This is a genomic window from Streptomyces dioscori (assembly GCF_003024195.1).
GTDB lineage: Bacteria > Actinomycetota > Actinomycetes > Streptomycetales > Streptomycetaceae > Streptomyces > Streptomyces dioscori.
Map to the genome: position 1 here is coordinate 210,737 of NZ_KZ679046.1, position 26,592 is coordinate 237,328.

A 26,592-nucleotide genomic window follows, 5' to 3' on the forward strand; every position below is an offset into this window, starting at 1 on the left:
CGCGGGGAACTGCGCGAACGGCCCCCACCGGGCCGCACCGGGCATTCGACCCGCGGTCCCCCATCCCAGGGGGCGGGGCGGGGCGGTCGTGCGTCGGCTGCGGGCCGGTGGGGGCTGGCCGCGCAGTTCCCCGCGCCCCTAAAAGCGGAAAGACCGCGCCGTTCCCGCGCCCCCAGGGAGCCTGCGGCTCAGGCGCCCTTCCTGAGGACCTCCTCCAGGGTGCTCAGGGCCCCGCGCAGGTCCTCGTCCGTGATGGTGAGCGGCGGTGCCAGCCGGATCGTGGAGCCGTGGGTGTCCTTCACCAGGATTCCCTCGCGCATCAGCGACTCGCTGATCTCGCGGCCCGTCCCGATGGCGGGGTCGATGTCGACGCCCGCCCACAGACCCCGCGCCCGGAACCCCCGGACCCCCTTGCCCACGAGGGCCGCAAGGCCGTCCCGCAGGAGCACGCCCGCCTCCTGTGCCCGGCGCTGGAACTCGCCCGTCTCCAGCAGTTCCACCATGGCGGAGCCGACCGCCGCGGCCAGCGGGTTGCCACCGAACGTCGAGCCGTGCTCGCCCGGCCGCAGTACCCCCAGCACCTCGCGCCGCGCGACCACCGCGGAGACCGGCACGATGCCGCCGCCGAGCGCCTTGCCGAGCAGCACCACGTCCGGGACGACGTCCTCGTGCTCGACGGCCAGCGTGCGGCCCGTACGGCCGAGGCCCGACTGGATCTCGTCGGCGATGAAGAGGCACCCGGCCCGCGTGGTCAGCTCGCGCACACCCCGCAGATAGCCGTCGTCCGGAATGACGACCCCCGCCTCGCCCTGGATCGGCTCGATCAGCACGGCCGCGGTCGTCTCGTCGATCGCCGCTTCGAGTGCGGCGAGGTCGTTGTACGGGACCACCCGGAAGCCGGGTGTGAAGGGGCCGAACCCGGAGCGGGCGCTCTCGTCGGTGGAGAAGCTGACGATGGTCGTCGTACGGCCGTGGAAGTTGTCGGCGGCCACGATGATCGTCGCCCGGTCGGCGGGGACGCCCTTGACCTCGTACGCCCATTTGCGGGCCACTTTGACGGCGCTCTCCACGGCCTCGGCGCCCGTGTTCATCGGCAGCACCATGTCCAGGCCGGTCAGCGCGGCCAGCGACTCGGCGAAGCCGGCCAGCCGGTCGTTGTGGAAGGCCCGCGAGGTCAGCGTCAGCTGGTCGAGCTGGCGGTGCGCGGCCTCGATCAGGGCCGGGTGGCGGTGCCCGAAGTTGAGCGCCGAGTAACCGGCCAGCATGTCGAGGTAGCGGCGGCCCTCCACGTCCTCGACCCAGGCACCCTCGGCGCGGGCGACGACCACGGGCAGCGGGTGGTAGTTGTGCGCGAGGACGGGCTCCTCGGCGCTGATCAGCTCGGCGGACGAGCGCAGGGAACGGCTGGGCGCGACAGTCATGAGCGGATCTCCTGTGTGCAGCACTTGATGCCGCCGCCGGCCTTCTGGAACTCCGACAGGTCGACGGGGACGGGGACATAGCCGTGGCGGTCCAGTTCGCCCGCCAGGGCCTCGGCGCGCGGCGCGATGAAGACGTGGCGGCCGTCCGAGACGGAGTTCAGGCCGAACACCATGGCGTCCTCGCGGGTGGCGACCACCGCGTCCGGGAAGAGCAGGCGGAGTACTTCACGGCTGCCCGCGGAGAAGGCTTCCGGGTAGTACGCGATGTTCGCCTCGGGGCCGTCGTCGAGCACGAACAGCGCGGTGTCGAGGTGGTAGAAGCGAGGGTCGACCAGCGTGAGGCTGACCGTGGGGACGCCGAAGTACTCCTGCACCTCGTGATGGGCGGACCGTGCCGTACGGAACCCGGTGCCGGCCAGCAGATGGCGGCCGGCGAACACCAGGTCGCCCTCGCCCTCGCACACCGATTCGGGCCGGTGGACGTCGAAGCCCGCGCTCTTGAACCACGTCTCGTACGCGCTCGACTCCGGGCGGCGCTGCGGCGCGTGGAAGAGCGAGCCGAAGACCCGGCCCGCGACGACGAGCGCCGAGTTCGCGGCGAAGACCATGTCCGGCAGACCGGCGACCGGCTCCACGCTGTCGACGGTGTGGCCGTGGGCGCGGTAGGCGGAGATCAGCTCCGACCACTGGCCCCGGGCCAGATCGACGTCGACCTGCGTGTCCTCACGCATCCAGGGATTGATGGCGTACTGCACGGCGAAGTGTCTGGGTTCGCAGACCAGGAACCGCCTGGGGCGCGGCACACGACTCATGGGCACAGAGGGGTTCCTCCGCTTTCCTGAGGTGTCGGGTGGGATGCCTCAACGGTAGAAAGCGGGGGAGCGGCGCGACAAGAATCGGGAATTGCGCGCTGCCGAAGAAACGCTGCGTCTTGGGGCCGTTCGGCGCACGATCGGTGCGTGATTGACCCGAACGGGTGGAGGAACGGCGGATTCAGGCTTCCGGGGCCGGCTGGCTCGCCCCCGCCTCGGGGCTCTCCGGCAGCAGATGCGACAGCACCATGAAGCTGACCGTCTTGCGGATGAACGGCTCCACCCGGATCCGCTCAAGCACCTCCTCGAAGTGCTCCACGTCCCGGGCCCGTACATGCAGCAGCGCGTCCGCCCCACCGGTCACCGTCATCGCGGCCGTGATCTCCGGATGGTTGCGCACCACTTCCGCGAGCCGCCGCGGCGGCGCCGCGCCCTCGCAGTACACCTCTACGTACGCCTCCGTGCGCCAGCCCAGCGCGGCCGGTTTCACCGTCGCCGTGAACCCCGTGATCACGCCCGTCTCGCGCAGCCGGTCGGCCCGGCGCTTGACCGCGGTGGCGGACAGCCCGATCGCCGCGCCGATCTCGGCGAAACTCGTGCGGGCGTTCGCCATCAGAGCCGTGACGATCTTCCGGTCGAGATCGTCGAAGGGCGCGGACACGGGTCTCATGCGGGCACTGTATCCAGCGGCGATGCGGCAGTGACGCGGTGGCGGTGCAGCGGCGATCCGGCCGAGGTTCCAGCGCCGACGCCCGTGCCCGCCGCATGTGCAGGCGCGCGGATTGCTCCTACACTCCGGGTTCATGCTGCGCGCCCTCGCCGTCGACGACGAACCGCCCTCCCTCGAAGAGCTGCTCTATCTGCTGGACGCCGATCCACGGGTGAGCAGCGTCGAGGGCGCGAGCGACGCCACGGCCGCGCTGCGGCGGATCAACCGGGCCCTGGACAGCGGCCCGGACGGCGACGAGGGCATCGACGTCGTCTTCCTCGACATCCATATGCCCGGTCTCGACGGACTCGACATGGCACGGCTGCTCGCCGGGTTCGCCAAGCCGCCGCTCGTGGTGTTCGTCACCGCGCACGAGGGGTTCGCCGTCCAGGCCTTCGACCTCAAGGCCGTCGACTACGTCCTGAAACCGGTCCGCAGGGAACGCCTCGCCGAGGCCGTGCGCCGGGCCGTGGAGCAGATGGACGCGGCCCCGCTGATACCCGTGCACGAGCCCGACCCGGACCACATATCGGTCGAGCTCGGCGGGGTCACCCGGTTCGTCGCCGTCGAGGACATCACGCATGTCGAGGCCCACGGCGACTACGCGCGACTGCACACCGACCAGGGCAGCCACCTCGTCCGCATCCCCCTGTCCACCCTTGAGGAACGCTGGCGCTCACGCGGTTTCGTCCGTATCCACCGCCGCCATCTCGTCGCTCTCGGTCACATCAGCGAACTCCGCCTGGACGCGGGTACGGTGAGCGTCCTGGTCGAGTCGGTCGAACTCCAGGTCAGCCGCCGCCACGCACGGGAACTGCGGGACCTGCTGATGCGCCGGACCGCGAGCTGAGGAGGCGCAGGTGCCCCACGACCCCACCGACCGGCGTGTCCCGACCGACCGCCGGGTCGTCGTCACCGGCCCGCCGCGCCGTACGCGTCCGCTGTCCCGCTCCCGGCCGCGGACCGAGATCGACGAGCAGACCACGCTCGGCCACACCTACGTCCGCTCCCTGATGCGCAGCCAGCTGCGGGCCGCGCTCACCGTCTTCGCCGTACTCATCCTCTTCGTGGGCCCGCTGCCGCTGGTGTTCACCGTGCTGGGAGACAGTTCGAGCCTCGAATGGATCGTGCTCGGCTTCTGCGTCTACCCGCCGCTGGTGCTCCTCGCCGGCTGGTACGTGCGCCGCGCCGACCGCAACGAGAAGGACTTCGTCCGTCTCGTGGAGGACCGCTGAGCACGTGAACGAGAACTACGCCGTTCCGGCGGTCGCCCTCGTGGTCGTCGCGACCGTCTTCGTCGGCGCCTTCGGACTGCGCATCTCCCGCACCACCTCCGACTTCTACGTGGCCTCCCGCACGGTCGGCCCCGGCCTGAACGCGGCGGCCATCAGCGGCGAGTACCTCTCGGCCGCCTCCTTCCTCGGCATCGCGGGCCTCGTCCTCGTCCAGGGCCCGGACATGCTCTGGTACCCGGTCGGCTACACCGCCGGCTATCTCGTCCTGCTGATCTTCGTCGCGGCCCCGCTGCGCCGCTCGGGCGCGTACACGCTGCCGGACTTCGCCGAGGCGCGGCTCGCCTCGCAGGGCATGCGCCGGCTGGCCGGAGCCTTCGTCGTCGGGGTCGGCTGGCTGTACCTGCTGCCCCAGCTCCAGGGCGCGGGGCTGACGCTGAACGTGCTCACCGGCGCGTCCAAGTCCCTCGGCGGTGTCATCGTCGCGGTCGTCGTGGTGGCGACCGTCGCCGCGGGCGGTATGCGCAGCATCACCTTCGTCCAGGCCTTCCAGTACTGGCTCAAGCTCACCGCCCTGCTCGTCCCCGCGCTCTTCCTCGTCCTCGCCTGGCAGGACGACGGGGCACCGCGCCACGCCTTCGACGAACCGGCCACGTTCCGCGAACACCGGGTCGTACGCATCGACGCCGGACTCGACCTGAAGCTCGCCGGGCCGCTGACCGTCACCGCGGACGGCACGGTCGACGGCGTGCGGTACGAGGACCGGCAGGTCAGGCTGCCCGCGGGCGTCCACCGCATCGAGCGGGGCACCCGGCTGTCCTTCAGCAAGGGCGACCCCGTGCCCGTCGCCGACCGCGGCGACAACGGCGGCATGTCCACCTCGCTCGCCGCGGGCCGCGAGGAACGGCCGCTGTACGCCACGTACGGGCTGATCCTCGCCACCTTCCTCGGCACCATGGGGCTGCCGCACGTCGTCGTGCGCTTCTACACCAGCCCGCACGGCGTGGCCGCCCGCCGTACCACCGTCGTCGTGCTCATGATGATCGGCTTCTTCTACCTCATCCCACCGCTCTACGGCGCCCTGGGCCGCCTGTACGCCCCCGAGCTGACCCTGACAGGGGACGCGGACGCCGCCGTGCTGCTGCTGCCCGACCGGGTCGTCGGCGGACTCGGCGGGGACCTGCTCGGCGCACTGGTGGCCGGCGGGGCCTTCGCCGCGTTCCTGTCCACCGCGTCCGGTCTGACCATGGCCGTGGCGGGCGTGCTCACCCAGGACGTGCTGCCCTCCCGGGGCGTACGGCACTTCCGGCTCGGCACGGTCCTGTCCATGATCGTGCCGCTCGCGGCGAGCATGCTCGTGGGCGGACTGCCCGTCGCCGACGCCGTGGGGCTCGCCTTCGCGGTCTCCGCCTCGTCGTTCTGCCCGCTGCTCGTCCTCGGCATCTGGTGGCACCGGCTCACCCCGCCCGGCGCGGCGGCCGGGATGCTCGTCGGCGGCGGCTCGGCGCTCCTCGCGGTCGCGGCCACCATGGCCGGTTTCCCCGGGACGGGCTCACTGCACGCGCTGCTCGCCTGGCCCGCGCTGTGGTCGGTGCCCCTGGGCTTCCTCACCATGGTGCTGGTGTCGCTGGCGACGCCCCGGCGCGTCCCGGCCGGGACGGCGGCCATCCTCGCCCGCTTCCATCTGCCGGAGGAACTCGCCGGGGGCCAGGTGCGCACGGAGGCGAAGGGGAGCCCGGAGATCAAGGGGAGCACGGAGAGCAAGGAGATCAAGGCGTGAGCGGATTCCTGGCGGGCCTCTGCGTGGCCGTGCTGCCGCTGCTGGCGGCCGGATTCTGGTTCGGCCGGCGCACCGCGCACTCGCCGAGCCCCGGCGGCCTCGGCACCCCCGTCGAGCACGCCACCTTCGAGACCCTGCACACCGCGTCCCTCGCCGCGCCCCCGCTGCGCGCGGGCCTCACCGGTGAGACGGCCCGCAAATCCGCGCGACGGCTGCGCACCCTGCTCGGCACCGACGCGCTCTGCCTCACCGACCAGGAGACCGTGCTGGCCTGGGAGGGCGCCGGCGAGCACCACCGGGAACAGATCATGGAACGGATCGGCGGCCCCCTGGAGACCGGCCGCGGGGAGGCCTTCCGCCTCGTCTGCGACGAGCCCTACTGCCCGCTGCGCTGGGCCGTCGTCGCCCCGCTCACCGTCGACGACCGGGTGTACGGCGCACTCGTCGCCTGCGCGCCCCGCGAGTCCGCCGTGCTCGTACGGGCCACCGGGGAGGTCGCCCGCTGGGTGTCGGTCCAGCTGGAACTCGCCGACCTCGACCAGTCCCGTACCCGGCTGATCGAGGCCGAGATCAAGGCGCTGCGGGCCCAGATATCCCCGCACTTCATCTTCAACTCGCTCGCCGTGATCGCCTCGTTCGTCCGCACCGACCCCGAGCGGGCCCGCGAACTGCTCCTCGAATTCGCCGACTTCACCCGCTACTCGTTCCGCAGGCACGGCGACTTCACCACCCTCGCCGACGAACTGCACGCCATCGACCACTACCTGGCACTGGTCCGGGCGCGCTTCGGCGACCGGCTCTCGGTCACCCTGCAGATCGCGCCCGAGGTGCTGCCGGTGACCCTGCCCTTCCTCTGCCTCCAGCCGCTGGTCGAGAACGCCGTGAAGCACGGCCTGGAGGGCGGCACGGTCAAGGTCGACAAGAGCCGTATCAGCATCACCGCGCAGGACGCCGGCGCCGAGGCGCTCGTCGTCATCGAGGACGACGGGCCGGGCATGGACCCCGGCCGGCTGCGTCGCATCCTGGCGGGGGAGACCGACCCGTCGGACGGCATCGGTCTGTCGAACGTCGACGACCGGCTGCGTCAGGTCTACGGGGACGACTACGGCCTCGTCATCGAGACCGCTCCGGGCGCGGGCATGAAAATCACCGCCCGGTTGCCGAAGTACCAGCCGGGCGTGCACTCGGCGGGGCTGCTGGCCCGCGAATGACCCGCGAACGAGCCCCCCGGGAAAGAGCTACAGGGCTTCCCGGGAGACCGGTCTCGCCATACTCGTCGCGCGGTGCCTCAGGTGGGCCGGGAGGCCACCATCGCCAGGGTGATCAGACCGAGCACCACCCAGCCGAACCACAGCCAGCCGCTGCTGCCGAGCGCCACCGTGTAGGCCGTGACCATCACCAGGCCGCCGACGGTGAGCACTCCCATGGTCTTCGTGGAACCGGGCATCGCAACACCCTCCTCATGGTTCGTTCTTCTCCATGGTGCCCCCGTCTTGGCGAATTGCAGTGCAGACCACGATATGAGTGCCGGAGTTCCAGGCGCTCCTGCCCACCCAGGACGAGCTCGTGTAGATGCTCGGGTCATAGCCGTGGTCGTTGGGCGGTACCTCCTCCTGGCAGGCCGCGGTCGCCCGCCGCCTGGCCTGGGGGAGGGTCGTGTCCGGGCTCATCCGGTGGAAATCGAGGACCTGCTCCTGGTGCGGGCCCTGGCACGAGACGAGTTTGGCGGTGTTGTCGTTGACGCGGTCCAGGCAGTCCCGCTTCTGCATGGTGGCCGTGTCGATGAATCGCATCCCGGCGGGACGACGGTTCCCGATCGGCCCGAACAGTGGCTTGCCGCGCGCGTCGAGCACCAGACAGGCCACACGGCGATCAGCCCTCTCGAAGCCGTCGGAGGTCGGCACGGCGGCGTACGAGCGGACGTCCGCGAGCTTCCTGCGGGTCTCCTCGGTGCGCTGCTCGCACCGGGTGGCGCCGGCCGAGCGGGCGTCCTGCGCGGACGCCGCCTCGAACACGGCCATCACCTGCCCGTACGTCTCCTCGCTGAGGCATTTCACGACCTGCAGTTCCGGGTCCCCGACGAAGGGGGTACTGGTCCACTGCGTTGCGACGCAGTCCCCGTCGGCGAGCGGCTTCGACAGCCCGATCGCGTCCCCGTACGGCTTGGCGTTCTTGTCCCCCGGCGGGTTCGCCAGGGCGTACCAGGCTCCGCCGCCCGCGAGGGCCAGCCCGAGCGCGGTCGCCAGTACGGCCCTCAGGACGTGGTTGCGCTCGCGGCGGCGTCGGCCGGTGGCCGCCGGGGGAGGGCCGTAGCCCTGCCCGGTGGACCACGGGGCCGGAGCCTGGCCCGGGGGCCATGGGAGGGGGGTCTCCTGCGGGGGCGGCCAGCCGGCCGGGCTCACCTGGCGGGGAGGGACCGATGACGACTCCTGGCCGGCGGACGGCGCGTACGACTGCGGGCCGCTTCCGTAGCTCCGCGGGGGCTCGGGCGCCGGGGGAGTGCGGGGCGCGGCCGTATGGGTCATCCCGTTCGCCCACGGAGGTTCCGAGCCGGGGTCGAGCTGGGTGCGGGGATGCGGCTGGGGCGTCAGGATCGCGGACAGCGCGGCCTCGGTCTCCTCGGCGGTGATCCGGCGGACCGGGTCCTTGGTGAGCATCGCCGAGAGCAGCGGCTCCAGGGCGCCCGCGTGCAGCACGGGCCGCGGTTCCTCCAGGACGACGGCGGTGAGCGCCGCGAGGCCCGACTCACGCTCGAAGGGCCCGTACCCCTCGACCGCGTAGTAGAGCGTGCAGCCCAGCGAGAACAGGTCCGCGGCCGCGGTGGGCGGTCCGCCCTGGGCCCGCTCGGGCGCCAGATAGCCGGCGGTGCCCACCAGCGCGGAGGTCAGTGTCCACCGGGTCTCGTCGCCGTCGGGCTGCACGGAGATGCCGTAGTCGGTGAGCAGGACCCGGGCGTACGGCGATCCGGTGCGGTCCGGGGCCAGGAGGATGTTGGCGGGCTTCACGTCCCGGTGCATGACCCCGCGCTCGTGCCCGGCGGTCAGCGCGTCCAGCACGGCGAGCCCGATGCGGGCGCACTCGGCGGGGGCCACCGCCCCGCGCCGGTCGACCAGGGCGCTCAGGTCCAGTGCCCCGGCCACGTACTCCATCACGATCCAGGGCAGGCCCTCGTGCTCCAGGACGTCGTGCACGGTCACGACGTGCGGGTGGCCGCGCAGACCCGCCGCGTGCCGGGCCTCGGCACGGGCCCTGGCCACCCGGGCCGATCGGTCGTGGTCCGCCTCGGCCGGATCGCGGAACACGATCTCCTTGAGCGCGACCTCGCAGGCCAGCCGCTGGTCGTACGCGAGCCAGACATGGCCCATGCCGCCACTGCCCAGCTGGTTCAGCAGGAGGTAGCGGCCGGCGATGACCCGGCCGACTCCCGACTGCGGTGATCCTGATGCCATCCGGTCACTCCCGGGGTTCTGCTCCTCGTGGGTCTACGCCGGGCCCTGGGCCGCCTCGCCGGTGCCCGGCCCGCCGGACGACGGGGCGGGCCCGCTGGACGCGGGCTCGCTCGCCGGTTCGCCGAGCGTGGGCTCCACCGAGGTGGGGCCGGGGCCGGTGGACGACGGGGCCGTGGACGTGGGACCGGCCGTGGTCGGCGTACTGGTCGCGGTCGGGGTCGGGGCCGAGGTCGACGAGGCCGGGGGCGGCGGTGGTTCCTCGACCGGCGAGGACCCGGTCGCGGTGGGTGTGCCGCCGCCGGGCGAGGAGGCCGTCCCGCCACCGGGCGTCGACCGCGTCTCGGACGGTGTGCCACCACCGGGCGACGTCGAACCCGTACCCGACGAGGTTCCGCCACCGGGCTTGGACGTCTTGCCCGACGGAGTCCCCTTGCCCGGAGCCGACCCGCTGCCCTTGCCCGAAGGTGAGGCCGACGTGTCCGAGGGCGACTTCGGCCCGTCCGACGGCGACCTGGGCCCGTCCGACCCGGACGGTGGGGCCGGGCCGGACGTTCCGCCGGAGTCCGTGTCCACGCTCAGCGCCACGGCCTCCCCGAACGCCAGCGGTGTCCCGGCCCCGGGCGTCGAGCCGGTCACCGCCGCGTCACCCGGCGGGAGTTCGTCCCCGTCGTACGCCACGGCCAGGCCCAGCCGGGCCAGCGCCTGCCCTGCCTGGTCGAAGGTCAGCCCCGTCACGGCGGGCACGTCGTGCTCCTTCGTCGCGTCGAAGGTGCTGTCCTGCCCGCCGGTGGTGCCGACGGGCCGGTTGATGGCCGTGTCGGGATCGTCCACGTCGAGGAGGGCGATCCGCTCCAGGGGCTGTGGCGAGGGCTTGACGGTCACCACGCCGGACTTCTCGTAGCCCGCCCACTTCTTGTTGCCGTCCTCGAACTTGACCGAGATCTTCTCGGGATCCTTGTCGAAGGCCTTCAGCGGATTTCCGCAGGAGCACTTCACGGCGGGAAGTCCCTGGTCGTTCACCAGAACCGCGACCCCTGCCTCAAGCAGCGAGTCGTAGGGGACCGCCTTGCCTTTCTTGTAGTCGTGGTTCTTCACGAGAGTGTCGTGACGCAGCAGGACCGGTGTGAGGTCGTCGAGGTACTCCTCGATCCGATCAGGTGTAATACCCGCGATCCGCGCCCATTCCCGGGCTTTCTGTCGATTCTCGGGATCGGTGAGGAAATCCTTGAGCCGCTCGATGTCACAGACCTGCTGGTCGCGGGTGCCCCCGTACAGACCAGGGGTGTTGCCCTGCTGCAGCCCGCTGTGCGCCTCTTCCGGCGCGAGACCCTTACGGTCCCTGCCCAGCGATCCGTCCTCCTCGAAAAAAGGTGCGAGTGACGGTATTCCGGCTGCGACAGCCCGTACCGCGAACAGACGCTGTTCGGTGCATCCGCTGAGGATCAGCGCAGCGGCCAGCAGTACGGCGAGCCTTCGGACCACCGTTTTCCCGGTCCTCAGCAAGCATGCGTGAATTGTCATGACCGCTCCCCCCGGCGGCGGTTCCCCCGAACCCTGCAGAACGGAAGCAGGGCGTCACGCGCCATGCTACTGAATGGCAAAGCCTTTCAGTCAAGGGAAATTGGCAAAGTGCGCGGAGTGGCCGAAAGGCAGAAAGAGATGAGAAGAAACTCAGTGACCGCGTGCGTCGAGTGAGGCCAGATAGGCGTTGTACGCCTCAAGTTCCTTGTCGCCGTCACGGTCCGCGGCCCGGTCCGAACGCCGTGCCTGCCGCTGCTCGGAGCGATACCACTGGAAGAGCAGGGCCAGCAGCACGAGCACGGACGGGATCTCGCTGAACGCCCAGGCGATACCGCCCGCCGCGGTCTGGTCGGAGAGCGCGTCGATGCCCAGCGAGGCCGCCGGATTCTTGTACGTCTCGACCATCGGCTCGGACGCCATCATCAACGCGATACCGAAGAACGCGTGGAACGGCATCCCGGCGAACAGCTCCAGCATCCGCATCAGATAGCCGGGCCGGTGCGGGCCGGGGTCGACACCCATGATCGGCCAGAAGAACACCAGGCCGACGGCGAGGAAGTGGCACATCATCGCGACGTGCCCGGTCTTCGACCCCATCAGGAAGTCGAAGATCGGCGAGAAGTAGAGCGCGTACAGGCTGGCGATGAAGAGCGGGATCGTGAAGGCCGGATGCGTGACGACCCGCATGAACCTGCTGTGCAGCAGCATCAGGAGCAGCTCGCGCGGCCCCTTGCGCCCGCGTCCCGCAGTCGGCAGCGCGCGCAGCGCCAGGGTGATCGGCGCGCCGAGCAGGATCAGGATGGGCGACAGCATGCTGATCACCATGTGCTGCACCATGTGCACGCTGAACATGACCATGCCGTAGTCGTTCAGCCCGGTGCACAGGACGAGCATGACGGTCAGGACACCGACGACGAACGCCACGGTCCGCCCGACCGGCCACGCGTCACCGCGCCGCACCAGCCGCGCCACGCCCCACCCGTAGAGCGCGAGCCCCACGAGGCAGGCGACGAGGAAGAACGGGTCCGGGGACCATTCGAGCCCCCGCCCCAGCGTGAACGGCGGCAGGTCCATGGACGTGCCGTGCCCGCTGTGATCCATCCGCCGGCTCCTGTTTCGTACGGGTTGAGCGCTGTCTGTCCCCCACAGACTAGAACCGCCCCCGGTCGGGCCTACGACCGGGGGCGGTTCCGGGGCGCCCCGTCAGGGGCGCGGGGCTGTATCGATTTGCGGCTCCGCCGCGTGGGCGCGCTCAGCCACGTGCGACCCGCAGCCTACGAACCACCCGCGCCCCCCAGCTCTTCCGGCTGCGCGTCAGAGCACGGTCTCCGCTTCCGCGTACCGCGAATCCGGCACGGTCTTCAGCGTCTCGACCGCCTCCGCGAGCGACACCATCACGATGTCAGTGCCGCGCAGAGCGGTCATGTGCCCGAACTCACCCCGGTGCACCGCCTCCACCGCATGCCACCCGAACCGCGTCGCGAGCACCCGGTCGTACGCGGTCGGCGTCCCCCCGCGCTGGACGTGCCCGAGGATCACCGGCCGGGCCTCCTTGCCGAGACGCTCCTCCAGCTCGATGGAGAGCTGCCGGGCGATGCCCGCGAACCGCTCGTGCCCGTAGACGTCCTTACGGCCCTCGTCGTACGTCATCGTGCCCTCGCGGGGCTTCGCACCCTCCGCGGCGACGACGATGGCGAACTTCTTGCCCGCGGAGAAGCGTTCACCGACCTTGGCGGCCAACTCCGCGATGTCGAAGGGCCGTTCCGGTACGACGATCGCGTGGGCGCCCGCGGCCATACCGGAGTGCAGCGCGATCCAGCCGGTGTTGCGGCCCATGACCTCGACGATCAGGACGCGCTGATGGGACTCGGCGGTGGTCTTCAGCCGGTCCAGGGCCTCGGTAGCGACGCCCACGGCCGTGTCGAAGCCGAAGGTGACGTCCGTGACGGCGATGTCGTTGTCGATGGTCTTCGGCACGCCGACGATCGGCAGACCGCTGTCCGACAGCAGGCGGGCGGCCTTGAGCGTGCCCTCGCCGCCGATCGGGATGATCGCGTCGAGTCCCAGCTCCTCGACATGGCCCCTGGCCCGCTCCACACCGTCGCGCAGATGCGCGGGCTGGACCCGGGAGGAACCGAGGATCGTGCCGCCGCGAGCCAGGATGCCGCTCACCGCGTCGAGGTCGAGCTTGAGGTAGTCGCCTTCGAGGAGGCCCTTCCAGCCGTCCCGGAAGCCGATGACCTCGTCGCCGTGGTCGACGACGGCGCGGTGTACGACGGACCGGATGACGGCGTTCAGACCGGGGCAGTCGCCACCGGACGTGAGGACACCAATGCGCATAGTCCGGAATACCTTCTCAACGTGGACCGGGAACCGGACCACGCTGTCCGGCAGGACGCCGCCACCCTACCGGCGGCAGGGGGCGGCTCCGCACTGTGCGTCCGCCTGCTGGACGTGCCCGCTCACCTGTGCGGGCACGTCACCGGATGGGCTGTCCCGGCAGGCTCAGGCAGGCTGCTGAGCAGCCGAGATGCGCTCGTTCCGCAGCGCCTCGTACCACCGGTCGTCGATCGGCGGCAGCGCGTTCACATCGAGCGCCAGCTTGAGCAGCAGATCCGCGATCAGCGGGTTACGGGCCAGCACGGGCCCGTGCATGTACGTCCCGAAGACCGTGTCGTTGTACGCGCCCTCCGTGCCGTCGCCCGTCCCGTTGCCCTTGCCCAGGCGCACGTTCGCGAAGGGGCGGGCGGTGGGGCCCAGGTGCGTGATGCCCTGGTGGTTCTCGAAGCCGGTCAGCGGCGGCAGACCGAGGCGCGCGTCGATGTCGCCCAGTACGTCACCGACGCACCGCTCGCCCTCGCCGCGCGTGGAGTGCACGTCGAGCAGACCGAGGCCGGGCTCGCGCTGGCCCAGGTCGTTGATGAACTCGTGGCCGAGGATCTGGTAGCCCGCGCACACCGAGAACACGATCGCGCCGTTGCCGACCGCGCGGTGCAGACCGCCGTCGCGGCGCAGCCGCTCCGCCGCGAGCCGCTGCGGCCGGTCCTCGCCGCCACCGATGAGGTAGATGTCGCCGGAGGTGGGGATCGGCTGGTCGCTGCGTACGTCGAGACGGGCCACGTCCAGACCGCGCTGGCGCGCCCGGCGCTCGACCACGAGCGCGTTGCCCTGGTCGCCGTACGTGCTCAGCAGGTCCGGGTAGATCCACACCAGCCGAAGGCTGTTGTCACTCATTCTCTTCGTCCTCCGGGGTTCAGTTGCCGACACGACGCCTCAGGTCCTGGAAAGCGGTGTAGTTCGCGATGACCTCGATACGGCCGGGCGGCGCCTGCTGCACGGCCTGGTCGAGGTTCTCGCAGACCTGGAACTGCTGGTTCGCGACCTCCAGACGAACGGCGAGGTCCAGCTTGCGGTCGCCCAGCACGAAGATCGGGTGACCGGTGAGCCGGGTGTAGTCGACGTCCCACAGCCAGGAGGTGTCGGTACCGTCGGCGCCGCGCGCGTTCACCGACAGGATCACCGGGGTCGGCGGCGGGTCGATCAGGGAGAACGTCTCCAGCCAGCCCGCCGGGTTCTTGGCGAGCAGTAGACGCAGGTCGCGCTGCATGAACTGCACGACGTCGTAGCGTCCGGCCACGGCCTGTACCTGGTACATGCGTTCCAGGGCGACCTGCGGCGGTACGCCGAAGACGGCGGCGACGGCGGCCGACGAGGCGGCGTTCGCCTTGTTGGCGCGGCCCGGCAGCTGGAGGTGGATCGGCCAGGCCGAACCGTGCGGGTCCAGGACGTGGTCCCCGGAGAGCGCCCAGCTGGGCGTGGGACGGCGGAAACCGCAGTCGCCGCAGAACCAGTCGTCGCCGGGGCGCTGCATCACGCCGCCGCACGACGGGCAGGACCAGGCGTCGTCCTTCCACATCTGGCCGGCGGCCACCCACACCACGTTCGGCGAGGAGGACGCGGCCCAGACGACCAGCGGGTCGTCCGCGTTGGCGACCACGACCGCCTTGGAGCCGGCCAGGCCCTCACGCCAGTGCTCGGCCATCATGCGGGTCTCGGCCGCGCGGTCGAGCTGGTCGCGCGAGAGGTTGAGCAGGGCGATGCACTTGGGATCCGTGTCCCGCGCCACCCCGGACAGATACTTCTCGTCGACCTCGATGACGGCGAACCGCGAGTCGGAGCCGCCTGCCAGCGCCGAGGTGATGCCCGCGGGCATGTTCGCGCCCAGCGCGTTCGAGACGACGGGACCCGCCGCCCGCAGCGCCTCGGCGATCAGCCGCGTCGTGGTGGTCTTGCCGTTGGTCGCCGACACCAGGATGACGTCCAGGTGCTGGGCGAGCCTCGCCAGCAGGTCGGGGTCGAGTTTGAGCGCGACCCGGCCGCCGATCACCGATCCGCTGCCGCGGCCCGCGGCACGTGATGCCGCCGCGACCGCTTTGCCCGCTGTCACGGCGAGCTTGGCCCGCGGCGACAGCGGGTCCGAGTTGCCTGCCATCAGTTCCCGATCCTCCTTGCGTACGGCGCCGCGCACTGCCCCCGGCAACGTCTGGCCCTCAGCCTATCGAGATCCACTCGCAGGCCCGAACCGCGGCACCACTCCGTCGGGGGCGCGGCATTGAGGACCGTACCCTTGCCGCCATGCGACACGGCTCGATCCCCGGCGCCCGAGGGCGCGTCCTACCTCTGTCTTTGCTCGGCGACCCCGTGTTGCACACACGGTGTGAAGACATTGAGGAGTTCGGTCCTCAACTGGCGCGACTCGTCGAGGACATGTTCGCGACGATGTACGCGGCGCAGGGGGTGGGGCTGGCCGCGAACCAGGTCGGGGAGTCGTTGCGGGTCTTCGTGTACGACTGTCCCGATGACGACGACGTCCGGCATGTGGGACATGTGGTGAACCCGCGGCTGGTCGCGGCGGACGGGGTGGTGCTGCGGGGGCCCGAGGGGTGTCTGTCGCTGCCGGGGCTTGAGGCGGGTACCGAGCGGTTCGACCATGCGGTGGTGGAGGGGGTGTCCCTGGACGGGACGCCTGTGCGGGTGCATGGGAGTGGGTGGTTCGCCCGGTGCCTTCAGCATGAGTGCGATCACCTTGACGGTGGGTTGTATGTGGACCGGGTCACGGGGTGGCGTCGGCGGAAGGTGCTTTGGCAAGCGGGGCGGGCCGGTTGGGGGCGCTGAGGGTGCGTTGTCGGGTGCGGGTCCGTCGTGGCTGGTCGCGCAGTTCCCCGCGCCCCTAAGGGCAAAAGACTGCGCCGTTCCCCGCGCCCCTTAAGGGCAAAGGATTGCGCCGTTTCCCGCGGCCCTGAAGGGTAAAGCCGGGGCGGAGCCCCGCTTTTCAGGGGCGCGGGGAACGGCGCGAGCAACCCCCACCGGCCCGCGCCTCTGAACGGCCCGCGGTCCCCGAGAAACGAACGTCGGTCAGAAACCCGGGCCGCCCGCCTTGTCGCCCGCTGCTGCCAGGCGGCCCCACAGGAGGTCGGCCAGGGCCTGGACCAGCTCCGCGCGGGCGCAGGGGCGTTCGCCGAGCCACCAGTCGCCGGCCGCGTGCATCATGCCGACGATGCCGTGGCCCCAGACGCGGGCCAACTGTTGGCTGTTCGGGCCGAGATCGACGCGCTCCTCGATGACGTCGGCCAACTCCTCGCCCATGCGGCGCAGGAGGGGGAACGAGTACGCGCCCATGTCGAAGCCCTGGTCGTTCTGCGGGCCGCCCTCGGAGGGGTGCATCAGGAAGCGGTACACCTGCGGGCGGGCCTCGATCGCCGCGAGGTACGTGTCGAGCGTGGCCTCCACCCGCTCCCGGCGCTCGGCGGGCGCGTCCAGCGCGGCGCGTAGCGCTCCGAGGAGGGCGTCGGTGTGCCGTTTGGCGAGGGCCGCGTAGAGTCCGCCCTTGTCGCCGAAGTGGCGGTACAGGATCGGCTTGGTGATGCCCGCCTCCGCCGCGATGGCGTTCATGGAGGCGCCCGGGCCGTCTCGGAGCACCACCCGGTCGGCGGCCTCCAACAGCTCGCGCCGTCGGCGGTCGGCGGACCTCTGCTGATCGGTCCGCTGTGTGGTGTCCATGATCTCTCCCCACCCGTGCTGATTCGGTGACGCCTGCGCAACGTAACACCATGCGCCGACCCCGCCTCGAACGGGCTGCCGACCTGGAACGGGGAGTTGACTTTTACTACTGACCAGTAACAGGCTACCGTTACCGCAAGTAACACGTGAGTGCAGCGCTGGAGGGGACATGGCCGAGTTCACCATGGAGCTCAACGACGAACAGAAGGAGGTGCGGGACTGGATCCACGGCTTCGCCGCCGACGTGATCCGCCCCGCGGCCGCCGAATGGGACGAGCGGGAAGAGACTCCCTGGCCGGTCATCCAGGAGGCCGCGAAGGTCGGCATCTACTCCCTGGACTTCTACGCCCAGCAGTACTTCGACCCCACCGGCCTCGGCATCCCCATGGCCATGGAGGAACTGTTCTGGGGCGACGCGGGCATCGCCCTGTCGATCGTCGGCACCGGCCTTGCCGCGGTGGGCGTCCTCGCCAACGGCACCGAGGAGCAGATCGGCACCTGGATCCCCCAGATGTACGGCGACGCCAACGACGTCAAGGTCGCCGCCTTCTGCTCCTCCGAGCCCGACGCCGGCTCCGACGTCGCCTCGATGCGCACACGCGCCGTGTACGACGAGGCCAAGGACGAGTGGGTCCTCAACGGTACGAAGACCTGGGCGACCAACGGCGGCATCGCCAACGTCCACGTGGTCGTCGCGGTCGTGGACTCCGAGCTGGGCTCCAAGGGCCACGCGTCCTTCATCGTCCCGCTGGGCACGCCCGGTCTGTCGCAGGGGCAGAAGTTCAAGAAGCACGGCATCCGCGCCTCGCACACCGCCGAGGTCGTCCTGGAGAACGTCCGCGTTCCCGGCTCCTGCCTCCTCGGCGGCAAGGAGAAGCTCGACGAGCGCCTCGCCCGGGCCCGTGAGCGAGCGAAGGCGGGGGGTGGCGAGCGCCTGAAGAACGCGGCGATGGCCACGTTCGAGGCCTCCCGCCCGGCGGTCGGCGCCATGGCGGTCGGCACCGCGCGGGCCGCGTACGAGGTGGCCCTCGACTACGCCAAGACCCGCGAGCAGTTCGGGCGGCCGATCATCGACAACCAGGGTGTCGCCTTCCAGCTCGCCGACATGCGTACGTCGATCGACGCGGCGCGGCTGCTGGTGTGGCGGGCGTCCTGGATGGCCGTGAGCGGGAAGCAGTTCACGTCGGCCGAGGGGTCGATGTCGAAGCTGTTCGCCAGCGAGACGGCGAAGAAGGTGACCGGGCAGGCGATCCAGATCCTCGGCGGGAACGGGTACACCCGGGAGTACCCGGTCGAGCGGATGCATCGGGATGCGGCGATCTACACGATCTTCGAGGGCACGAGTGAGATTCAGCGGCTGGTGATCGCCCGCACGCTGTCCGGCATGCCGATCCGGTGATTCGTCGGGTGCGGCGCCGTCGTGGCCGGTCGCGCAGTTCCCCGCGCCCCTAGGTACCTAGGGGCGCGGGGAACTGCGCGGGCGACCCCCACCGGCCTGCACCGTGCCGGCGAGCGGACGCTCATCCGTGGCGCAACGGCGTCAGTTGCTCGATGTCGTAGCGCGACCGCAGCTCGGCGATCGCCGCCACGTCCGGCGAACCCCCCGCGTCAAGAATGCGGAGCAGCTCGTCGAAGTAGCGTTCGTGATCCGGTGGCGGCGACGCCTGGAAGAACATCTTCGCCGGGCTGTCCGTAGGGTTCGCGAACGCGTGCGGACACCCCGGCGGCACGACGATCACCGTCCCCGGCGTCGCCCGCACCACCCGGTTGCCCGACCCCGACTCCCACCGCTGCCAGTTGTCCCGCGTCCGCACCAGCGGCTCGAAGGCGAGCACGTCCAGCTCCCCTTCGAGGACGTAGAACAGCTCCTCGCTGCGCGCGTGGACGTGCGCGCCGACGTCGAAGCCCGGCGGCACGACGACCTCGAAGCTGGACGCCGCCCGGGAGTGCGTACCGGTCACCTTGAAGGTCACGTGCTGGGCCGGAGTCCGTACCGTACGGCCGTGCCCCGGTGGCACCAGCAGACCCTCGGGCGGCGTGAGCGCGGTCACCAGGTGACGGGCAGGGCCTCGGGCCCGCGGATCAGCGCGCCGCGCCGCCACGGCACCTCGTCCGCCGAGACGGACAGCCGCAGCGTCGGAATCCGGTCCAGGAGCGTGTTCACCATCAGCTCCGACTCCAGGCGGGCGAGCATGCCGCCCACGCAGTAGTGCGGACCGTGCCCGAACGCCACATGCGGGTTGGCGGCCCGGTCGAAGTCGATCCGGTCGGGGTCGGGGAAGACGTCCGGGTCCCGGTTGGCGGCCAGGTAGGACACGTAGATCGGGTCGTCCTTCCTGATCCGTACGCCGTGCAGGACGACGTCCTCCGTGGCGATCCGGGAGAGCCCGACGGCGTTGCGGTGCGGGATGTACCGCAGCAGCTCGTCGAGGGCCTGCGGGCGCAGTCCCGGCTCGTCGCGCAGCCGGTCGAACAGCGCCGGCCTGGTCAGCAGGATGTACAGCATCTGCCCGGTGTTGTTGGTGACGGCCTCGCCGCCGATCTGGATCGGACCCGCGAGCGCCACCGCCTCCTCCTCGGTGATGTCGCCCCGGCCGACCGCCGCGCCGAGCAGCGAGGTGACGTCCTCGCCGGTGGCGCCGCGACGCTCGGCGATCAGCTTGGCGAAGTACACCTCCATGTCCCGCTTGGCCCGTTCGCTGGCCTGGGCGCCCTGGCTGGAGGAGAGGATCGACTGCGTCCAGGTGTGCAGGGTCTGCCGGTCGTCGGCCGGGACCCCCATCAGCTCGCAGATGACGGTCATGGGGAAGGGGGCCAGGACCCGGTCGATCAGATCGGCCGGAGGGCCGTCCCTGAGCATCTCGTCGACCATGGTGTCGAGGGTCTGCTGGGCGTTCGCGCGCAGACGCTCCACACCCCGCGAGGTGAACGCCGCGTTCACCGCCCTGCGCAGCCGGGCGTGGTCGGGCTTGTCGACGAAGCTCATCGCGCCCGGCGCGGGGATGAAGTGCGGCGCCAGCCGGGTGACCTGCCGGCCGAGGACCTTCGCCCGGCTGAACCGGGGGTCGTTCGTCACCAGCCGTACGTCGTCGTAGCGCGTGACCAGCCAGGCCCAGCCCTCGCCGTTGGGCAGCTGGATGCGGTTGATGGGGCCCTCGCGCATCAGCTCGGACAGGACGGGGTCGAAGTCGACCCCGGTCAGGTCCAGGGCGGGCCAGTGCCGTACCGGGGGCGCTGCCGCGGTCTCTTGGTTCAGGGTCAGGTCAGAGGTCATGTCACGCCGTCATTTCGCTCGTGCGGTGCCAGCGGCCCAGCGCCATCTCGGCGGTGATCCCCGGCCCGAAGCCGGCGAGCAGGCCGCGCGCCTTGTGATGGGAGCCCCCCTCGTCGAACAGCCTGCGCAGTGCGTCCAGGACGACGGCGCTGGCGATGTTCCCGTACTCGGTGAGCGTCGCCCGGCTGAACCGGAAGGCCTCCGGTGCCACTTGGAGGAACTTGCTGAGGTCGTCGAGGATCCGCGGACCCCCGGCGTGGATGATGTAGAAGTCCAGGTCGGAGGCGTCCCAGCCGTGCAGCCCAGCCAGGTTGTGCAGGGCGGGAGCGAGCGGTTCCATGGTGGCCGGCACCCGCTTGTCCAGCAGGAAGTGGAAGCCGGTGGCCCGCACGTCGTACATGATCCAGTCCTCGGTCTTGGGGATCAGGTACGAACCGTTGCGCTCCAGCCGGATGCCCTCGCCGCCCTGTCCGCGGACCACCGCGGCGGCGATGCCGTCGCCGAAGAGCCCGTTGCACAGCAGGGAGCCGACGCCGAGGTCGGTCGGCTGGTAGCACAGCGAGCAGAACTCGCAGGCCACGATGAGCGCGTTGGCCTCGGGGTAGGCCGTGCAGAAGTCGTGTGCCCGGTTGATCGCGGCGCCCCCGGCGGCGCAGCCCAGCTGCGCTATGGGTATCTGCCGGGTGTCGCTGCTGAACCCCATGGAGTTGATCAGCCAGGCCGTCATCGACGGCATCATGAAGCCCGTGCACGAGACGTAGATGATCACGTCGATGTCGGTGGCCAGCACCTCCGCGTCGTCGAGCGCGCGCTGGACGACGGCCGGCACACGGGCCTTCGCCTCGGCCGTGTACACCTTGTTGCGTTCCTCGAAGCCGGGGTGCTTCAGGGTCTCCTCGATGGGCTGCACGATGTGCCGGGTGCGTACACCGGTGTTCTCGATCAGCCGCAGCGCGAGCGGCAGTTGGGGGTGATCGGGGTGGCGGGAGCGCGCCAGCTCAAGCGTCTCCTCCATCGTGATCACGTATTCCGGAACAGAGACCGCGGGTCTGCACAAAGTCGCCATGTGCCTGCGCCTTCTCTCGCCCGCCGGGAACTCCCTCTCCCGGACGGAAGGGTGGTCCCACCACAATCACCCGAGAAGTCCCGTTTATCGCGCCGGACTACTCCAGACCGGGGACACACACGATCAGGGGCGCGGGGAACGGCGCAGTCTTTTCGCTTTTTGGGGGGCGCGGGGAACGGCGCAATCTTCTGCCTTCAAGGGGCGCGGGGAACGGCGCAGTCTTTCCGCCCTGAAGGGGCGCGGGGAACTGCGCGGCCAGCCCCCACGCACCCGCAGCGTGCCGACGACCTGAAGACCCCCCTCAGCCGGAGGCACCCCCACTGCTGTGCGCAATGCACGCCACATCAATGCGATCAGCAAGCTTCGCCAGCTCGATGGTCAGCGCAGCAACCGTGTCCTCGTCGAGCCCGTCCTCCCCGGCCTCGACGAGATGCAGCCACCGCCCCCCCATCGTGCGCAGCAGCTTGCTCACATCGGCGGCAGCCACCTGCAGGGTCCCGCGGTCGTCGACGATCAGAGGCAGGGTCACTTCGCGGTTCACACCGGGAATCGTAGCCGCGGAAGGCTCACGCCCCGTGCCATACGGTGGTGATGTTGCAGAACTCTCGGATTCCGTGGCCCGACAGCTCACGCCCGTAGCCGGACCGCTTGACCCCGCCGAACGGGAACGCCGGGTGGGACGCGGTCATCCCGTTGAAGAAGACACCGCCGGCCTCCAGATCCCGTACGAAACGGTCGGTCTCGGCCTCGTCGCGGGTCCAGACGTTGGAACTCAGCCCGAACGGCGTGTCGTTGGCGATGGCCACCGCCTCGTCGAGGTCGGCGGCGCGGTAGAGCGTGGCGACCGGGCCGAACGCCTCCTCGTGGTGGATACGCATCTCGGGCGTGATGTCGGCGAGGACGGTCGGCGGGTAGTACCAGCCGTCCCCGTCGGGCCGCTCACCGCCGCACAGCACGGTCGCGCCGCTCTCGACGGCGTCGTCGACGAGTTCCGTGAGGTCGTCACGGCCCTGCTCGGTGGCGATCGGGCCGACGTCGGAGTCCTCGTCCAGCGGGTCGCCCACCGTGAGGGCCTTCATGGCCTCGGTGAAGCGTTCGGCGAAGGCGTCGAAGACGTCGGTGTGGACGATGAACCGCTTGGCGGCGATGCAGGACTGGCCGTTGTTCTGCACCCGGGCCGTCACCGCCGTCTTCGCCGCCTTGTCGATGTCGGCCGACGGCATCACCACGTACGGGTCGCTGCCGCCCAGCTCCAGGACGGTCTTCTTGACCTCGTCGCCGGCGACCGAGGCGACCGCGCGGCCCGCAGGTTCGCTGCCGGTCAGGGTGGCCGCCTTGATCCGCGGGTCGCGCAGGATGTCCTCGATGGCGCCCGAGCCGACGAGCAGCGTCTGGAAGCAGCCCTCCGCGAAGCCCGCCCGGCGGAACAGGTCCTCCAGGTAGAGGGCGGTCTGCGGAACGTTCGAGGCGTGCTTGAGCAGTCCGACGTTGCCCGCCATCAGCGCGGGCGCGGCGAAGCGGACGACCTGCCAGAGCGGGAAGTTCCAGGGCATGACGGCGAGGACCGGGCCGAGCGGGCGGTAGCGCACGAGGACGCGGGAGGCGCCGGAGTCCTCCGCGTCGTTCTTCGCGCCCTCCTCGTCGGCGAGGAGTTCCTCGGCGTGGTCGGCGTACCAGCGCATCGCCTTCGCGCACTTCGCCGCTTCGGCGCGGGCCTGCTTGACCGGCTTGCCCATCTCGGTGGTCATCGTCCGGCCGATGTCCGGTGCGTCGGCCTCCAGGAGGTCCGCCGCGCGGTGCATCAGCCGGGAGCGCTCCTCGAACGAGGTGGTGCGGTGCGTCTTGAACGCGGCCTCCGCGGTGGCGAGGCGGTGTTCGATCTCTTCCTCGCCGAGGGCGTCGTAGGTTTTCAGGGTTTCGCCTGTTGCCGGGTTCACTGTTGCGATGGGCATCGTGCTGGCCTCCTGAAGTCGTATGTCGGGTGCGGGTCCGTCGTGGCTGAGCGCGCCCCGCGGCGGAGCCGCATATCGATGCAGCCCCGCGCCCCCATCGGGGCGCCCCCGCAGGGACGCGTGCCCCTCTCGTCAGCGCATATGTGCTTCCAGGCGGTCCAGGAACTCCGTCTGGGCCTTGATCAGGACCGCTCTGGCTCGGGCAGGGTCCAGCCATTCCACGCGGTCCAGTTCCGGGAACTCCTGGATGTGGCCCGAGCCGCGGGGCCACTCCATCGAGAAGGTGCCGGGGACCATGGCCGCCGGGTCGAGGTCCGCCTCGACGGCCCAGACCGTGACGATCTTGCCGTTCGTCTGGGTGACCTCGCCGAGGGGGACGGGCTCGCCGTCGGGCGGGGGCAGGCCCAGTTCCTCCTGGAACTCGCGGCGGGCGGCGTCCCAGGCCGGCTCGTCGGGCTCGTACTCGCCCTTCGGTACGGTCCACGCCCCGGCGTCGCGCCGCGCGAAGAACGGGCCGCCCATGTGACCCAGCAGCACCTCGATGCCGTGGTCGCCTTGTTCGGTACTGCCGGTACTGCCGGTACTGCCGGTACTGCCGGTACGGCGGAACAGGAGCAGGCCCGCGCTGCGTTTCGCGGCGGCGCCGGCCCGGGTCATGCGGCGACCCCCGGATGCGCGGCGAGCACCGTTTCGACGGTGTCCGCCTCCGCGGGTGTCTTGTCCTCGCGGTAGCGCACGACCCGGGCGAACCGCAGGGCGACGCCCGCCGGGTAGCGCGTGGAGCGCTGCAGACCGTCGTACGCGATCTCCACGACCAGTTCCGGGCGGACGGTCACCACGTAGCCGGTCTCCTCCACGGGGGCGACGGCGAGTTCCTGGAGGCGCTCGGTCTGCCAGGCCAGCATCACGTCGGTGAGGCCCTTGAACGTCTTGCCCAGCATGGCGAAGGTGCCGTCCGGTCTGCGGGCGCCCAGATGCAGGTTGGAGAGCTTGCCGGTGCGCCGCCCGCTGCCCCACTCGGCGGCCAGCACGACCAGGTCGAGGGTGTGGACGGGCTTGACCTTCAGCCAGGAGGCGCCGCGCCGGCCCGCGCTGTAGGGGGCGTCCAGGGACTTGAGGACGACACCCTCGTGGCCGCGCGCGAGCGTGTCCGTGCTGAACCGCTCGGCGGCGGCCCGCGCCGGCTCGTCGGTGGGATCCGGCACGAGGAGACGGCGCACGCGCATCGGCTCGGGGACCAGCCGGGCCAGCTCCGCGTGGCGGTCGGTGAACGGCAGGTCCAGCAGATCCTGGCCGTCCACGGACAGGGCGTCGAAGTAGACGGGGGAGACGGGCACGGCCTCGGCGGCGGTCGCCACGTCCACCCGGGAGCCCACGCGGCCCGCGGTCTCCTGGAAGGGCCGGGGCCGCCCGTTCTCGTCGAGCGCGATCACCTCACCGTCCAGGATGAAGCGATCGACCTTCAACTCCCTTGCGGAGCGTGTGATTTCGGGCAGCCGGTCGGTGATGTCGTCGAGGGTGCGGGTGTAGACGCGTACCTCGTCGCCGTCGCGGTGGACCTGGACGCGGATGCCGTCGAGCTTCTCCTCCACCACGCAGGCGCCGAGCTTGTCGAGCGCCTCGGCGACGGAGGGGGCGCTGTGCGCCAGCATCGGCAGGACGGGACGGCCGACGGTGAGCCGGAACGCCTCCAGGGCCTCCGGACCGTCGGCGAGCAGCCGCTCGGCCACGGTCTGCAGCGAACCCGCCAGCATCACGGCCCTGCGTACGTCCGCTGAGGGCGCGTCCGTCGCCCGGGCGAGCCCTTCGACCGCGACGGCGTCGAGGGCGCCCTGCCGCACCTCGCCGCCGATCAGCGCGCGCAGGAACCTCTGCTCGGGCTCGGTGGCCGCGCCCATCAACTCCCCGACGAGTCGCGCCCGTTCCGCCTGCGAGCCGGTGCCGGAGACGGCGCCGAGAGCCGTCAGCCGGCCGTCCACCTCCCGTACGGTCAGGCTCGGCTCCCCGGCCGGCGGGACGGACGCGCCGAGGAGTTTCCAGCCGACACCGAGCCGCCCCTGGGGCAGGCGGCCCGCCAGATAGGGGATGACGATCGGTACGTCGTCCGCCTCCGCGTCCCGGAACAGCTCCGCGAGCAGAGCGACCTTCCGGGACCGCGCCGAGGTGGCGGCGACCTCCTGGGACACGTTGGCGAGCCGGGACAGCAGCATGAAGTCATCGTGCTACGGAGACGCCCGCTCTACACCTGGGCGGAGCCGGTCCGCCACGCCCGGGCGGGCACCGACGGGCTCGTACCGGCATGCTCGGGCGGCTCGTACCGGCATGCTCGGGCGTGCCGCCGCTACACCCGTACCGCCGCGTCCAGGTCCGCGAACAGCAGTTCCCCGTTGATCGTGGCCCCGGCGCGGTAGCCGCCGCTCGCCGCGTTCACCACCTGCTCGCCGAAGCCGATCGCGTTGCCCGCCGCCCAGACGCCCGGCACGCTGGTCAGGCCCGTCGGGTCGACCGCGGCGTACGAGCCGAACGGGGTCTCCTGGAGGTCGGCGCCCAGCTGTTCCAGCAGGCCGGTGCGGGGGACCGGGCGGGGTGCCACGAACAGCACCGAGCGCTCGTGGGCCGTGCCGTCCGCCAGCCGGACCGCCGTGAGCCGGTCCTCGACGACGTCGAGCCCCGCGACCTCACCCGGCACCACGGCGACCCCGGCCGCCGCGAGCCTGCGCAGATCGTCGTCCGTCAGCTCCTCCTCCGCGACCGTGTGCAGGAACAGGGTCACGTCCTTGGACCACTGGGAGACCATCAGTGCCTGGTGTACGCCCATCGGGGTCGTCGCCAGCACGCCGAAGGCCTGGTCCCGCACCTCCCAGCCGTGGCAGTACGGACAGTGCAGGACGTCCCGGCCGAAGCGCTCGGCGACTCCCGGCACGGCCGGCAGCTCGTCCGCGAGGCCGGTGGCGACGACCAGCCGGCGCCCGTGCACGCGGCGCCCGCCGCCGAGCGTCACGTCGAACTCGCCGTCCGCGTCCCGTGCCACGTCCACCGCCAGGTCCCGGACGAGCTCGACGCCGTACCGCGCGATCTCCTCGCGTCCCACGGCCAGGAACTCGGCCGGTGACATGCCGTCCCGGGTCAGATAGCCCTGCATATGGGCGGCGGGCGCGTTGCGCGGCTCGCCCCCGTCGATCACGAGCACGCTCCGGCGTGCGCGCCCCAGGACGAGCGCCGCCGACAGTCCGGCCGCGCCCCCGCCGACGACGACCACTTCGTATGTATCGGTCACGGTGACCACCTCCACCGAGAAGGTCGCCCCACAGCACCC

25 protein-coding genes are annotated in these 26,592 nt (G+C 71.1%); 6 read left to right on the plus strand and 19 right to left on the minus strand.

The features are described 5' to 3' along the window. Nucleotides 1–188: 188 nt before the first annotated feature. The 3 genes from rocD to C6Y14_RS23650 all read right to left on the minus strand — a co-directional run bounded on the left by rocD (nt 189) and on the right by C6Y14_RS23650 (nt 2,903). Nucleotides 189–1,421, minus strand: coding sequence for an ornithine--oxo-acid transaminase (gene rocD / locus C6Y14_RS23640; protein ID WP_107018793.1), 1,233 nt, complete (start codon nt 1,419–1,421; stop codon nt 189–191). Further along, nucleotides 1,418–2,239 carry a dimethylargininase gene (gene ddaH, locus C6Y14_RS23645; RefSeq protein ID WP_107018794.1) on the minus strand — a complete coding sequence of 274 codons (822 nt, stop codon included), beginning with the start codon at nt 2,237–2,239 and terminating at the stop codon, nt 1,418–1,420. Before ddaH ends, rocD begins: the two co-directional genes overlap by 4 nt. Before the next feature lie 175 nt (nt 2,240–2,414). Next, nucleotides 2,415–2,903: an Lrp/AsnC family transcriptional regulator gene (locus C6Y14_RS23650; protein WP_107018795.1), complete on the minus strand. Its 489-nt coding sequence runs from the start codon at nt 2,901–2,903 to the stop codon at nt 2,415–2,417. A 133-nt stretch (nt 2,904–3,036) separates the two neighbouring features. On the opposite strand from C6Y14_RS23650, the gene C6Y14_RS23655 reads away from it, so the two are divergent. The 4 genes from C6Y14_RS23655 to C6Y14_RS23670 are packed head-to-tail and all read left to right on the plus strand — an operon-like array spanning nt 3,037 to nt 7,165. Next, nucleotides 3,037–3,792: a LytR/AlgR family response regulator transcription factor gene (locus tag C6Y14_RS23655; RefSeq protein WP_107018796.1), complete on the plus strand. Its 756-nt coding sequence runs from the start codon at nt 3,037–3,039 to the stop codon at nt 3,790–3,792. A 10-nt stretch (nt 3,793–3,802) separates the two neighbouring features. Next, entirely contained in the window at nt 3,803–4,177 is a 375-nt protein-coding gene (locus C6Y14_RS23660; protein WP_107018797.1) for a hypothetical protein, read from the plus strand. A 4-nt stretch (nt 4,178–4,181) separates the two neighbouring features. Next, nucleotides 4,182–5,954 carry a sodium/solute symporter gene (locus C6Y14_RS23665; RefSeq protein ID WP_107018798.1) on the plus strand — a complete coding sequence of 591 codons (1,773 nt, stop codon included), beginning with the start codon at nt 4,182–4,184 and terminating at the stop codon, nt 5,952–5,954. Then, on the plus strand, nt 5,951–7,165 hold the full coding sequence (locus C6Y14_RS23670; protein ID WP_107018799.1) for a sensor histidine kinase: 1,215 nt from the start codon (nt 5,951–5,953) through the stop codon (nt 7,163–7,165). Before C6Y14_RS23665 ends, C6Y14_RS23670 begins: the two co-directional genes overlap by 4 nt. A 77-nt stretch (nt 7,166–7,242) precedes the next feature. Here C6Y14_RS23670 and C6Y14_RS23675 read toward each other — a convergent pair whose 3' ends face one another. The 7 genes from C6Y14_RS23675 to C6Y14_RS23705 form a co-directional block, all read right to left on the minus strand. Beyond that, complete coding sequence (locus C6Y14_RS23675; RefSeq protein WP_107018800.1) at nt 7,243–7,401, minus strand: hypothetical protein; 159 nt, start codon at nt 7,399–7,401, stop codon at nt 7,243–7,245. 13 nt (nt 7,402–7,414) lie between these two features. Continuing rightward, nucleotides 7,415–9,403 carry a serine/threonine-protein kinase gene (locus C6Y14_RS23680; RefSeq protein ID WP_107018801.1) on the minus strand — a complete coding sequence of 663 codons (1,989 nt, stop codon included), beginning with the start codon at nt 9,401–9,403 and terminating at the stop codon, nt 7,415–7,417. Between the two features lie 33 nt (nt 9,404–9,436). Continuing rightward, nucleotides 9,437–10,924 (minus strand): PASTA domain-containing protein, encoded by a 1,488-nt coding sequence (locus C6Y14_RS23685; RefSeq protein WP_107018802.1) that lies wholly within the window; start codon nt 10,922–10,924, stop codon nt 9,437–9,439. Between the two features lie 150 nt (nt 10,925–11,074). Beyond that, nucleotides 11,075–12,025, minus strand: a complete 951-nt coding sequence (locus tag C6Y14_RS23690; RefSeq protein ID WP_107018803.1) for a cytochrome c oxidase assembly protein — start codon at nt 12,023–12,025, stop codon at nt 11,075–11,077. Between the two features lie 213 nt (nt 12,026–12,238). Then, entirely contained in the window at nt 12,239–13,264 is a 1,026-nt protein-coding gene (locus C6Y14_RS23695) for a 6-phosphofructokinase (protein ID WP_107018804.1), read from the minus strand. A 165-nt stretch (nt 13,265–13,429) separates the two neighbouring features. Beyond that, on the minus strand, nt 13,430–14,158 hold the full coding sequence (locus C6Y14_RS23700) for a type 1 glutamine amidotransferase (protein ID WP_107018805.1): 729 nt from the start codon (nt 14,156–14,158) through the stop codon (nt 13,430–13,432). A 19-nt stretch (nt 14,159–14,177) separates the two neighbouring features. After that, nucleotides 14,178–15,416, minus strand: coding sequence for a MurT ligase domain-containing protein (locus tag C6Y14_RS23705; RefSeq protein WP_107018927.1), 1,239 nt, complete (start codon nt 15,414–15,416; stop codon nt 14,178–14,180). A gap of 143 nt (nt 15,417–15,559) precedes the next feature. Here C6Y14_RS23705 and def point away from each other — a divergent pair, with 143 nt between their 5' ends. Next, nucleotides 15,560–16,099: a peptide deformylase gene (gene def, locus C6Y14_RS23710; protein WP_107018806.1), complete on the plus strand. Its 540-nt coding sequence runs from the start codon at nt 15,560–15,562 to the stop codon at nt 16,097–16,099. Between the two features lie 240 nt (nt 16,100–16,339). On the opposite strand, the gene C6Y14_RS23715 is transcribed toward def, so the two are convergent. Further along, nucleotides 16,340–16,984, minus strand: coding sequence for a TetR family transcriptional regulator (locus C6Y14_RS23715; protein ID WP_107018807.1), 645 nt, complete (start codon nt 16,982–16,984; stop codon nt 16,340–16,342). A 169-nt stretch (nt 16,985–17,153) separates the two neighbouring features. On the opposite strand from C6Y14_RS23715, the gene C6Y14_RS23720 reads away from it, so the two are divergent. Beyond that, the gene (locus tag C6Y14_RS23720) at nt 17,154–18,383 is read left to right on the plus strand and encodes an acyl-CoA dehydrogenase family protein (RefSeq protein WP_107018808.1); all 1,230 of its coding nucleotides are present in this window, start codon (nt 17,154–17,156) and stop codon (nt 18,381–18,383) included. A gap of 121 nt (nt 18,384–18,504) precedes the next feature. Here the strand turns inward: C6Y14_RS23720 and C6Y14_RS23725 are convergent, their stop codons facing one another. The 8 genes from C6Y14_RS23725 to C6Y14_RS23760 form a co-directional block, all read right to left on the minus strand. Further along, nucleotides 18,505–19,035, minus strand: coding sequence for a cupin domain-containing protein (locus tag C6Y14_RS23725; RefSeq protein ID WP_225891233.1), 531 nt, complete (start codon nt 19,033–19,035; stop codon nt 18,505–18,507). Then, entirely contained in the window at nt 19,032–20,258 is a 1,227-nt protein-coding gene (locus tag C6Y14_RS23730; RefSeq protein WP_107018809.1) for a cytochrome P450, read from the minus strand. Before C6Y14_RS23730 ends, C6Y14_RS23725 begins: the two co-directional genes overlap by 4 nt. Nucleotide 20,259: 1 nt before the next feature. Then, nucleotides 20,260–21,324 (minus strand): type III polyketide synthase, encoded by a 1,065-nt coding sequence (locus C6Y14_RS23735; protein WP_107018810.1) that lies wholly within the window; start codon nt 21,322–21,324, stop codon nt 20,260–20,262. A gap of 301 nt (nt 21,325–21,625) precedes the next feature. Continuing rightward, a complete protein-coding gene (locus tag C6Y14_RS23740) occupies nt 21,626–21,865 on the minus strand; it encodes a DUF6213 family protein (protein ID WP_107018811.1) in 240 nt (79 codons plus the stop codon). Nucleotides 21,866–21,890: 25 nt separating this feature from the next. Further along, nucleotides 21,891–23,276, minus strand: coding sequence for an NADP-dependent succinic semialdehyde dehydrogenase (locus tag C6Y14_RS23745; protein WP_107018812.1), 1,386 nt, complete (start codon nt 23,274–23,276; stop codon nt 21,891–21,893). Between the two features lie 132 nt (nt 23,277–23,408). Further along, complete coding sequence (locus tag C6Y14_RS23750) at nt 23,409–23,933, minus strand: NUDIX domain-containing protein (protein WP_107018813.1); 525 nt, start codon at nt 23,931–23,933, stop codon at nt 23,409–23,411. Continuing rightward, nucleotides 23,930–25,486: an ATP-dependent DNA ligase gene (locus tag C6Y14_RS23755; RefSeq protein ID WP_107018814.1), complete on the minus strand. Its 1,557-nt coding sequence runs from the start codon at nt 25,484–25,486 to the stop codon at nt 23,930–23,932. Before C6Y14_RS23755 ends, C6Y14_RS23750 begins: the two co-directional genes overlap by 4 nt. Before the next feature lie 131 nt (nt 25,487–25,617). Next, the gene (locus tag C6Y14_RS23760) at nt 25,618–26,553 is read right to left on the minus strand and encodes an NAD(P)/FAD-dependent oxidoreductase (RefSeq protein ID WP_225891234.1); all 936 of its coding nucleotides are present in this window, start codon (nt 26,551–26,553) and stop codon (nt 25,618–25,620) included. Nucleotides 26,554–26,592: the final 39 nt, after the last annotated feature.

Coding starts and splice junctions, on each gene's coding strand:
- rocD (WP_107018793.1), bottom strand. CDS start 1,421: ATGACTGTCGCGCCCAGCCGTTCCCTGCGCTCGTCCGCCGAGCTGATC.
- C6Y14_RS23700 (WP_107018805.1), bottom strand. CDS start 14,158: ATGAGTGACAACAGCCTTCGGCTGGTGTGGATCTACCCGGACCTGCTG.
- C6Y14_RS23735 (WP_107018810.1), bottom strand. CDS start 21,324: ATGGCGACTTTGTGCAGACCCGCGGTCTCTGTTCCGGAATACGTGATC.
- C6Y14_RS23745 (WP_107018812.1), bottom strand. CDS start 23,276: ATGCCCATCGCAACAGTGAACCCGGCAACAGGCGAAACCCTGAAAACC.
- def (WP_107018806.1), top strand. CDS start 15,560: ATGCGACACGGCTCGATCCCCGGCGCCCGAGGGCGCGTCCTACCTCTG.
- C6Y14_RS23690 (WP_107018803.1), bottom strand. CDS start 12,025: ATGGATCACAGCGGGCACGGCACGTCCATGGACCTGCCGCCGTTCACG.
- C6Y14_RS23695 (WP_107018804.1), bottom strand. CDS start 13,264: ATGCGCATTGGTGTCCTCACGTCCGGTGGCGACTGCCCCGGTCTGAAC.
- C6Y14_RS23705 (WP_107018927.1), bottom strand. CDS start 15,416: ATGGCAGGCAACTCGGACCCGCTGTCGCCGCGGGCCAAGCTCGCCGTG.
- C6Y14_RS23675 (WP_107018800.1), bottom strand. CDS start 7,401: ATGCCCGGTTCCACGAAGACCATGGGAGTGCTCACCGTCGGCGGCCTG.
- C6Y14_RS23650 (WP_107018795.1), bottom strand. CDS start 2,903: ATGAGACCCGTGTCCGCGCCCTTCGACGATCTCGACCGGAAGATCGTC.
- C6Y14_RS23685 (WP_107018802.1), bottom strand. CDS start 10,924: ATGACAATTCACGCATGCTTGCTGAGGACCGGGAAAACGGTGGTCCGA.
- C6Y14_RS23655 (WP_107018796.1), top strand. CDS start 3,037: ATGCTGCGCGCCCTCGCCGTCGACGACGAACCGCCCTCCCTCGAAGAG.
- C6Y14_RS23755 (WP_107018814.1), bottom strand. CDS start 25,486: ATGCTGCTGTCCCGGCTCGCCAACGTGTCCCAGGAGGTCGCCGCCACC.
- C6Y14_RS23680 (WP_107018801.1), bottom strand. CDS start 9,403: ATGGCATCAGGATCACCGCAGTCGGGAGTCGGCCGGGTCATCGCCGGC.
- C6Y14_RS23720 (WP_107018808.1), top strand. CDS start 17,154: ATGGCCGAGTTCACCATGGAGCTCAACGACGAACAGAAGGAGGTGCGG.
- C6Y14_RS23730 (WP_107018809.1), bottom strand. CDS start 20,258: ATGACCTCTGACCTGACCCTGAACCAAGAGACCGCGGCAGCGCCCCCG.
- C6Y14_RS23715 (WP_107018807.1), bottom strand. CDS start 16,984: ATGGACACCACACAGCGGACCGATCAGCAGAGGTCCGCCGACCGCCGA.
- C6Y14_RS23750 (WP_107018813.1), bottom strand. CDS start 23,933: ATGACCCGGGCCGGCGCCGCCGCGAAACGCAGCGCGGGCCTGCTCCTG.